Genomic DNA, 9,717 nt, shown 5'->3' with positions numbered 1-9,717 from the left:
AACGCGCGCGTCTTGGCCTTGTGATACCCCATTTGTTTCGGGTGTCCCCGGTGGGGGAGCCGCAAAATTCGCCGGCTCCCCGGTCTGCCTTGGGAGCAGAGATACCTGCCGATGCGTGGAAGTCACCGTTTCGGCGAATGCGCCTTAGGGGTCGTCCGCGCTGTCGCTCATTCACATCGCCACCGTACTACTTATAAGTTATAAGTCAACAGGCTTTCATACGCTGGTGCTAATTTCAGGCAGGGTGAGCGTCTTCAATCCCGCGCCCTCGCCGCCGTCGACCGGCATGACGATGCCGTTGACGAAGGATGAAGCGCGCGACAGCAGCCAGGCCACGGCCTCGGCGACGTCTTCGGGAGTTCCCAATCGACCGACTGGAATGCGGCTCTCCAGCAGAGCCCTGCGGCCAGGAATGGCAAGCGTGCCCGCCATCATCCTTGTTGCGATCTGGCCGGGGCAGACGGCATTGAAGCGAACGTCGCTGATCTCCAATGCCAGCGACAAGGTCAAGGCGATCAGCGCGGCCTTGGAGGCCGAGTAGATAGCCAAACCTTCCTCGCCCATCAGCCCGGCCACCGATGACATCATCACCACCGATCCGCGCGCCGCGCGCAGTCCTCGCAGCGCCGCGCTGGTAAAGATGAACGACGAGCGTGCATTCACCGTCATGATCTCGTCCCAATCGCTGAGGGTGGCGCTCTCGAAAGCCCCTCGCCCCGTCATGCCGGCGTTGTTGACCAGTCCGGCGATCTTTCCATTCCCGAGTGTCATCGCGGCATTGATGGCGGTTCGGCATTCGCCTTCGTCGCGCACATCACAGGCAATGAAACGCGCATTGGCGACACTGGACACGATTTCTCGTGCGGCAGCCTGGTCGCGACCCGTGAAGACGACGGCCGCGTTCTCCTGCTTGGCAAGGCGCCGGACACAGGCGGCGCCAATGCCATGCGTACCGCCGGTTACGACATAGATATTTTCTGTCTCGCTCATGGTAGCCCTATGAATGATCGGCTCAACGAGCCAGGATTGCGCTGTCGCTCCCGCCCACGGTGGGGTGGCTCACTGCGCGCGTTGATCGTGTTCACGGGCGTGGCGCCGCCGCCGGTGGTCGGATAAAGGCATGTCGGGGCACGCAGCCTGCGCCGCGTTCAGTCTGTGTAAGTCGCGCTGAAAACCAAGCTCCAGCACGCCCGAAGCGTCATGGCCTCGACGAACCGCGGCGATCCGGCGCTGACAAGACACAGTCTTTGATGATGTTGAAACCCGGGCATCCAGTGGCGTTGCGTTGCGTAGGACAACGTTGGCATCACGATCGTAAGCTTCGAAGACACCCATTGTCAGGTGGAGCCACAGAAAAATTCTTATCGTGGAACTGCGGCATTCGGCTATGCGAAAATATCACTGTTGACCCTCGACGCCCCCGGCGATGCTGCTCATCATTCGACGGTTGAGGGTCACGAGACGCGACACTCCGGACACGAGCGCTGTGACGCGCCCCCTGCAAAATCTTCACCAACTTATAACGTATAAGCTGACTGTCAAGAGGAGCGCCGCCTGCGGGCTGACTATCGCGATATGACGCCGATGATGTTCGATGAGAAGCCGTTGGCGTTCGACGAAATCCTCGCCCGCACTCAAAACCACAGGACGATATCAACGCCGGAGCGTCGGCACCCTGAATAATTTGGTCGCTTTTCGCAATAAGCGAACTATCCCAAACGCTCATCCGTCTCGGGCTTGCTTCCACTTTCGCAGCCTTGCCATCTCGATTGGATCGAAATCAGATGAATACGGCAGCAGGAACTGGAACTAGTGCCGCCAAATACGAAGCCACGGTAGAGATCGATCTTCGTACTGTCGGGTAGGAGGTCTATGGTGCCTTAAATATCTGGCGTCGTATTTTTTGGTACGTCGCAGGGTCAACGAAGAGGCTCACGACATCAAGAAGTTCCTGAACGACTTCCTCCCGCAATCGAGCCTTCAGGCCGGTCAATCGTTCATCCTCATCGAGGAACTTTCCGATCATCATTCGAGCCTGTGTTTCAACCGTCTCCACAGCTCTGGCCGCGTCCTCTAAGGAGGTTGCCTTTTGCTCTTCGGGATCTCCTTCTTCCACGATCGTTTCGTCGACATAACCGACGACTTTAAGCGCCGATGATGCCCGTCGCCTGAGGCGCTTCGCCGTATTCATGAGGTCGATGACCTGATCGTACGACGCGCGGGAGCTCTCAGCCAGCGTCGTGCTGCGATTAACTAGCTTCTCGATGTCATCGACAACTTTGCCAATATTAGTCTGACCCTGCTGAGACGCATCGTATGAGGCATCGGCAAGAGGCTTGCACAAAAACAGGCTAATCCTGTTCTTGATGTCGATCCATTGTGTCGTCTCTTCAAACCCATCGCGACGGGCGTTCGGAATCACCTTCTCGGGATCGATGTGGATCTCACCAATATAGTAGGCGTTGAAACGGCCGAACGACGGTTTGACCTCCGTGAATAGCTTCTCGACGATTTCCGTCCCATCGACCTGAATATTCCGTACCCTGACTCTGACGCCGCGCGTGCTAAAGTCAGTGATCGCCGCGAAATCGGACAGTTTACCGACCCAACCCCAGTATGCATTCTCCTCCCCTGGGAAGAATTCGACCGACTGTAGGCTCGTGGCGCCTTTACGATGCTCATAGGTGTCGCCATATGGCCTGAAGATCTGCGTCGTCTCGCCATCTGCGGTGACGAATACGTCGATAACCTCAAGATCCTCGCCGAAATATGTCTTGTACTCGGACCGGATCTCGTCCCGCCATTGCCACTCCGGCTCAAAGTCAACCGGAACGACCTCAGATAGGTATTTGCGGACCGCAGCGGGATCTTTCAGGCTTTTGGGCGCCGGCTCCAGGCCCTTCAACTCAACTTCGAAAAAATGACCCTCAGACTGCGCACCGTCAACTACTGGCGCAAATCGTATAGCTTTCGAAAGGAGCGCCGCCAATTCGACGTCACCACCTTCGTCGGGCTTCATCGCGCTCAATAATTTTTCGCAATCGAAGTCGATCACCGTCAGAGTGGTTTCACCTGGAAATGTCGTCCGAAAAATGAGGTTTTTGCAGTAGGCCATACCAGCAAGACGGCCTATCCCACGGAAGCCGGCGTCGCGCTGGCGGTCCTTTTTCGAGGCGCCGATTGATGTCAGCGTATTCCAGGCTTGGTCAGCTCGCACGCCAAGACCGTTGTCTCTGATAACAATGCAGTCATCCGCAATCGAAATATCAACCCTGCCCCGGCTGTCCAAAAACCGGGTGCGGCGTGCCGCGCGGATGGCGTCGAAGGAATTCTGTACATATTCGCGGAGAGTGTGCCGAGGCTCGCCGTACATTCCTAGAGTGAGCGTTTCAAGCACAAAGGCACCGATGTGTGGAATGGCCTTGAGCGGCGCTACATTCTGCGGAGCAGCGTCCACTGGCTCAGTCATTATCGCCATCCTCTTCATCTGCCAGAGAGCTTAAGCCGCCCTCACTTGTCGTATCAACGGAAGCCAGGCCGACATCAGCCGACCACGTGATTTTCTTGGTGTCCCAGGTGGTGGCGAGCAATTCCACGGGCACGAACAAGTGCTTTGCAATAACGGCTCGAAGTTCTTTTCCTGTGCAGCCTCTGCTTGGATCATTGGCCAGAAGGCGGCTCAAAGTTTGTGGACTGGATTCTGGGACGCGGTCGATGAGAGCGGGCTGTCCACTGACACGCACCTCACGCAACAAATCCGCCTTCCCGTTTCCTCCGCCCCCCAGCAGATTGAGGGCATAGGGGACTTTTTGGCGACCGGTGCCGGGAAGATAAGGGAGTTGAGCATCAGCACCTTTCAAGAAACCATTCAGCGCAGCAAAGGCAGGAGCTGCGCGTGCATCTGGCTCCATCTGCAGGGCAAAAAGCGCGGCTTCGCTTTGCGGTACCTTGTGAAGTTCGCCTGAGGCATCGAAATATGCAGAACAGATAACGGCTAGCACTGCCATATTCCAATTGGCTGGCTCGACGTTTGGGGCAATTTGTTCAAAAAGTGCATTGGCTTGGGTCGCCCAGCGTATGTCACTAGCGATCAGCCCGGACATTGCCTTGCCAAACAACAGTGGCGGCAGCTCACCAGATACGAGGGAGTTCACCCAGCTTGCGACGAGTCCGTCTTTTAAATTTATCGGGGCTTGGGCATAGGCCGACGAGAGCGGGAAAGCATTAACGCTGGCTATCGCGCGCGCCGAAGGGGCGACGAATGCCCGAGCAGGAACCGGTGGTGACAGGTCTGCCGGCGGGACCGTTGGTTCTGCCTCTTCGCCATTCGCGACCGCCACGTTAGCCCTCTCGACTGGTGCCGCCCTTGCGGCTAGCGCTGCTGTCGCCAGCTTTTCGATAACGTCGAAGCGGTGCGAGGCCGCAAACCACTTCGAAACATTCGACGCCTGGCCGGCAGAGTTCGGAGCATAATACAAAGCGGAAGCGACAAAGCCGGGAGGTACTACGTAGAGGGATCTAGACGAGGTCTTCTTTGAGAATTCGTGGATGAGAAGCGGGTGGGCCAAGGTGACATCGAATTCCATGTCGCGATTGGATTTTTGTGGTTTGTCACCACCATTGTATACGAGGGGCGCGGATGAAACCCAGTCGGTCTTCTCATCGCGCGAAATCAGGACGGTATCGAACTGGGTGGGACCCGTCCTATCTTTGAGGTCGGCAAGCATCTCCTCCCAAATTACGACATCACCAAATTTGTTCTCTGGCTTGTTGTCGTGGTATCCAGGCGGCATCAGGTGCTTGTAACGCAATTCACCGACTTCGTTGATCCGCCGAATGATATCGTCGAGCTCAGTGTCGAGTATGTGGTCGTTGACGAAATCGACCACGTCGTCTGCGGCGCCGCTGGACGCAGCCTCGTCTCCGGCAATCTTCCCCAACTCCTTGAGACGCTGAACCGTCTTTTGCACGTCGGTTACATAGGCATCACGCCCAGCATAACCTTTGGCGATGCACAGCGCGTCATCAACACGTTCCGTCGTTAAGCGAGCAAAATCAGTCAGTTTTGCTTCGGCGTCACTGACTGCCTTCTTCAGGTTGGCATTGAGCGAGCCACGCAGTAGGTGGCGATGAAGTTCGTGTGCGGCCCACACTGGAACGCGCATCTTTCCGGTCGGTCGAGACCGACACCAAGCGAGAAATTCCCTCCTCGCGTCGCGGCCAATGTTGGCTGCCCACATCAAGACAGACGTGTCGAGATAAAAAACGGTTTCTTCGCTTTGCAAAATTCCGGACAGATCGGCGATGAATCTTTGATAGTCACGAACAAATGGATCAAGCCGCATTCACATCCCACCCGATCTTTATCAGACGCTGAACGCGTCTTGGTACGCAACGGAGCATCTCGAGCCCGATCGAGCCGTACAACTGTGACGTGCTGGCTTTACTGTGAAAGCTTGGCGAGGATTTTGTCAACGAGTGTCTTTGCTGCAGCCGTCGAAGGCGAGCATTGATAGACCAAATCGCAAAAGCGCTCGAACGACTTGCGTTCACCTAACTCGAGGGACGCAAGGGTATCTTTCGGAGCGTGAATAACATCCCGCAATGCTTCCAATCTTGCTCGCAGAGAGTCGATGTGAGCCGACTGATCGGCAATATCTTCCGCGACAAAAACCTTTTGCTGCAGAGCCTTTTGAATTCGGGAGAAGCTATCTTCGGCCTTCGCATGGTGTCTTGCGCGTTCTGCCGGGCCGATGGCGCCCTGAGACAGAACATCCACCACTTCTTCCACAACGTTTTTCTGCAGTTCAATCTCTCGCAGCCAGTTTCTTTTGATCGAGCTGGTGCGGCAAAGATGTGCTATTTCCCTCGCAATCGGCGAGAGCTGATTGGTCAAATTATGATAGTGCGCATTTTGCTCGAAGTGGTCTCGACGTCCGTTTGGAACGATCTTTCGATCGACGACATGAATTTCACCGACGGCCCACGCATTAAATCGCATTTCGGGAAACAGCTCCTCAAGGAGGTTGTTTTCACCAATCTGGACATTCCCTGAGCGGAGCCGCAGACCTTTGACGCCGACGGCATTCGGAAGCGCACCCTCGTAATTGTGATGAAGAACCCACACAACTGCAGCAAGCTCACCGTCGATAGACGATATTGTGCTGACCGAAAGTTGATTAAAATGGATTGAAGGGTGACCGGTTGGCGTGAGAATGTCACGGTGAGGTCGAAAGACAGGGCGATCGCTGCCTTCAATATGAATTTCCAACTCTCCGAGAGCGACGACGGGTGCCAGTGCGTCGCGGATCTCCGCGGCAAAACTGAACTCTGGCGCAAAGGGAACAGGTGCAACTTGGCCCAAATACTCGTCAACCGCTGCCGGGTTCATCAGCTTGTCGCTGCGCAGTCGAACAACCCCACGCAATTCGACTTCGAAAAACCGGTCTGGAAAGTCGCCAATCGGCCTTTTTCTCAACGTCGCAACAGAGCGTATGAGGCTTTGAATGTCGCCATCGCTTTCACGCAAGGCCGACTTCAGCCGCCGGCAATCCCACGTCAATTCGGCCACGGTCGCATCTGACGCTGTGCGTGAGCGGAAGATCAGTTCCTGCGCATAGGCCAATCCAGCGAGACGGCCAACACCCCTGAACCCTCGGGCCTTTGTACCACGCTTACTGCTAGCGCCGAGGGCTGCCATCTTGCGGGAAAAATCGGCGTTCGACAGGCCGGCACCATTGTCGCGAATGCGTATGGCTCTCGTCGACGGATCAATCGTAATTGAAACCTTCCCAGCTTCATCTCCAGAAAGGAGCCCGCTGCTGCGGGCGTCATCGATCGCATCGGCAGAATTCTGCACATACTCACGATAGATCGTCATCGGATCGATGTACATCGCGCTGGAAACCAGTTCCAACACGTCCCGACCAATCGTGATCTCTTCAAGGGGCTCGTTCTGGCCTTCCGCTTTTGCCGCCAGCAGTGCCGAGCGGTTCATCCGGGTCGTGGCTTCTGTCGTCACGCGACAGCCCTCGGCTTTGGTGCAAGCTCTGCAGCGATGGCGATGTTCTCTTCCTCATAGTCCAAACCAGCGTCTTCAACACGCTCGTCTTCCGCGAGACCGAGGTCAGACATGGATTCCAGTCGGACCAGTTCCTTTTGCGTCGCCCAGATCGTGGTAAGTTCATCCTTGGACGCAGGAATGTAAAAGCGCAAAACACGCCGGACCTTATCGTTGGCCGCAAAATCACTCAGCATCACGAACTCACGGGGATCTCGGGACGACAGGAGCTCCATAAGCTCTGCCCGCTCGTAATTATCGAGAGAGGCAAACTCGGCCTGAAATTCGTAGAGCTTCTGATCCTGATCGTATCGCTCGTACCAAGTACGATTGAAGATGAAATCGTGTGGCATCATCAAGATACGCGCATAGTCGTCGAACGTGTCGCCGAATGCGTGCTTGAAGAAGTCCGGCGCGCCGCTGACGATGCCATGGGTTGCCTGCAGCACGATCTGCATCGAGCGCAGCTGATAACGCGACCACTTCTCGCCGATATGCCCGCGATTGGGACGGTTGGTCGGCTGATAGCGCATCGGGAACGACCAGATACGGATGCCAAGCTCTTCGTTAAGGGTCACGTTCAACCGCATGCGTTCGAACAGATCCTCCGGACCGTCATGAAAATTATAGAGCATGTAGTTAGACAACTCTGTCAGCCCATATTCTGCCGCATAGCGGACAGCCTGCTCATATGGCTTTTTCACGCCGAGATGATCGAACGCGATGCGCAGGGGCTTGAGGCAAATGGTCGCCAGTTCACGCAGATACATTGGATCTTTACACAAGATCCGGGCATCAACACCCTGGTTGAAGTCGACCCGGCGCTGAACGGCGACCTTAGCGCCCGGCCTCATGAGTTTTGCTCCCGGCACGAATCCAAGGTCACGGATTTCAGCGATAATTTCCTTGAACTTCGCCGACGCGACGACATTGTTGTCCATGAGGATCAGGTCCTTCTTCGGACCGTAGTGCTCATCAATGGCTCGCACCAGGTCGGTCAATGACTCGGTGTCGCGTTGCATCCCCTCAAGCTTCGGCACGCCGCAGAAATGGCATTTACGGATGCAGCCGCGTGACGTGTAAGCAAAATACGCATCTCGCACGGGATAGCGGTAATCGATCTGAGAGAGAATATCGTAGTCTGGAACGAGATCCTCGATCGGCCGGCCTGTTGTGTCGCTGGAATAGAGTTCTTCAGCGAACTCGTCGAGCTGCAGGGACACCGCAGGCGCGTCCGAGAGCAGTCCTTTGATGAACCTAACACCGTGCCACCGACGCTCGTCCAGGAAGCGCTCGTGCATAAGAGACGCAGCGATTCCGCCGACGAAAACCTTATCGGCCTGGCCGTTGGCGACTTCTAAAGCGAAATCGATCGACTGAGAGATCTTCGGATATTCGAAGGAGAACAGCGTGGTGACATAGATCCTGTCCCAAGCCTCACTCATAACCGAGCGGTCTTCGCCTTTTATGAAACGAACACGATCTCGCTTACCGCGAGAGCCATGATACTGGGCGATCTTCATGAGGCCCATTGGCGGATATTTGTTCTTATAGCCCGGCTCGATGAGGAGGATATTCTTATTAGCCATTACTGACGACTTTCAGATGGGTCCGCTTTCGCACATCGCGTATGTAATCGACGGCCTTGCGCACACCGCCCTCACCGCCAAGCCCCTTGAGGTGGCCGCTACTTGACCAGTCGACATGAAGCCCGAAGTCCGCCAGCATGTTAACGAAATAACCGCGGTCGACATCGCTTGGCCCCTTGGCTTCAATATAAAGATCAGCCGCGATATCCATCAGCGCGTAAACACCGACACCCTTGTTCAAGATGTGCTTACGAGGGTTCGACCATTGATCGGGCAGAACCTCTACCACGGCCTTCCAAAAGGCCATAACCACGACAGCAGCACACTCGGGGGAGCGCGTCTTGAGGATCCGTGTCGCGTTCAAAAACCGCTTGATTGCCTTCTGCATAGTCCGAAGCGATGCCCGTCGGGTCATCCCCGAGGTGCTCTTGCCGCCAAGATCAAGCTGGCGGCACCAAGGAGAATCGGTGTCGTTGTTTAAATGCAGAGCAATGAAGAGTTCGGGCCGATCGTTTGCAAGATCACCTGCCAGATGGGCGTCATGAAAATCAAGGAGGCTGGTGCTCAGCCCCTTCGCCTTGCTGTTGATGGTGTTGAAAACTTCCATCTCTTCGCGAACCGTAAGTCCGAGAAAACACATGAACGGCAACGAGATGTCCACGTCGTTGAGATGCCCAAGGCGATGCTGGCAATCGACCTGAGCCATGACCTTTCCCGCAGCAGGGTCGATTTCGAGGCAGACCTGATCCTGCCCCGTTTCAACAAGCCGCCATGCGGTATCGCTCGGTCGAAGATTGAGCGTCAGCGGGATGGTCGAGGCGTCTGGTTGGCGGATATAGCGGCGAAAATCCAGACTGTGTTGAGAATTGAAGCGCCGCTGATATCCGGTCTTCGTGTCTTCGTTGAGGATGTCGGCGAAACTAAGGGAATGCAGGAGTTTAGCCGGGGCAAAGCCCAGCAAAACTCGGCGGCCCGCCGAGGCACCGACAGTGCAATGAATTGACAACGGAGCAGACATGGCGTTCCAACATTGCACAAATTTGCATTTTCCGGATGCATTTTCGTGCA

Annotated in this window: 6 protein-coding genes; all 6 read right to left on the bottom strand. The window is 55.8% G+C overall.

The window, feature by feature from the left end; translation table 11 throughout:
- Nucleotides 1-216: 216 nt before the first annotated feature.
- A complete protein-coding gene (locus tag NKJ06_RS24180; protein ID WP_352810856.1) occupies nt 217-990 on the bottom strand; it encodes an SDR family NAD(P)-dependent oxidoreductase in 774 nt (257 codons plus the stop codon).
- Nucleotides 991-1,870: 880 nt separating this feature from the next.
- On the bottom strand, nt 1,871-3,469 hold the full coding sequence (locus NKJ06_RS24175) for an ATP-binding protein (RefSeq protein ID WP_352738912.1): 1,599 nt from the start codon (nt 3,467-3,469) through the stop codon (nt 1,871-1,873).
- Nucleotides 3,462-5,345 carry a PIN-like domain-containing protein gene (locus tag NKJ06_RS24170; RefSeq protein ID WP_352810855.1) on the bottom strand — a complete coding sequence of 628 codons (1,884 nt, stop codon included), beginning with the start codon at nt 5,343-5,345 and terminating at the stop codon, nt 3,462-3,464. Before NKJ06_RS24170 ends, NKJ06_RS24175 begins: the two co-directional genes overlap by 8 nt.
- A 98-nt stretch (nt 5,346-5,443) precedes the next feature.
- Complete coding sequence (locus NKJ06_RS24165) at nt 5,444-7,021, bottom strand: ATP-binding protein (RefSeq protein ID WP_352738916.1); 1,578 nt, start codon at nt 7,019-7,021, stop codon at nt 5,444-5,446.
- Nucleotides 7,018-8,649, bottom strand: coding sequence for a radical SAM protein (locus NKJ06_RS24160; RefSeq protein ID WP_352810854.1), 1,632 nt, complete (start codon nt 8,647-8,649; stop codon nt 7,018-7,020). The genes NKJ06_RS24165 and NKJ06_RS24160 overlap by 4 nt, the downstream gene beginning before the upstream one ends.
- Nucleotides 8,642-9,667 (bottom strand): DGQHR domain-containing protein, encoded by a 1,026-nt coding sequence (locus tag NKJ06_RS24155; protein WP_352810853.1) that lies wholly within the window; start codon nt 9,665-9,667, stop codon nt 8,642-8,644. Before NKJ06_RS24155 ends, NKJ06_RS24160 begins: the two co-directional genes overlap by 8 nt.
- Nucleotides 9,668-9,717: the final 50 nt, after the last annotated feature.

This window comes from Mesorhizobium sp. M0293, assembly GCF_040321735.1.
In the GTDB taxonomy this organism is placed as follows: Bacteria; Pseudomonadota; Alphaproteobacteria; order Rhizobiales; family Rhizobiaceae; genus Mesorhizobium.
This window is presented reverse-complemented; position numbering and strand designations above follow the sequence as displayed.

Bases quoted from the DNA above. Each gene is read 5' to 3' on its own strand.
- NKJ06_RS24170 (WP_352810855.1), bottom strand. From the start codon at position 5,345: ATGCGGCTTGATCCATTTGTTCGTGACTATCAAAGATTCATCGCCGAT.
- NKJ06_RS24180 (WP_352810856.1), bottom strand. From the start codon at position 990: ATGAGCGAGACAGAAAATATCTATGTCGTAACCGGCGGTACGCATGGC.
- NKJ06_RS24175 (WP_352738912.1), bottom strand. From the start codon at position 3,469: ATGACTGAGCCAGTGGACGCTGCTCCGCAGAATGTAGCGCCGCTCAAG.
- NKJ06_RS24155 (WP_352810853.1), bottom strand. From the start codon at position 9,667: ATGTCTGCTCCGTTGTCAATTCATTGCACTGTCGGTGCCTCGGCGGGC.
- NKJ06_RS24160 (WP_352810854.1), bottom strand. From the start codon at position 8,649: ATGGCTAATAAGAATATCCTCCTCATCGAGCCGGGCTATAAGAACAAA.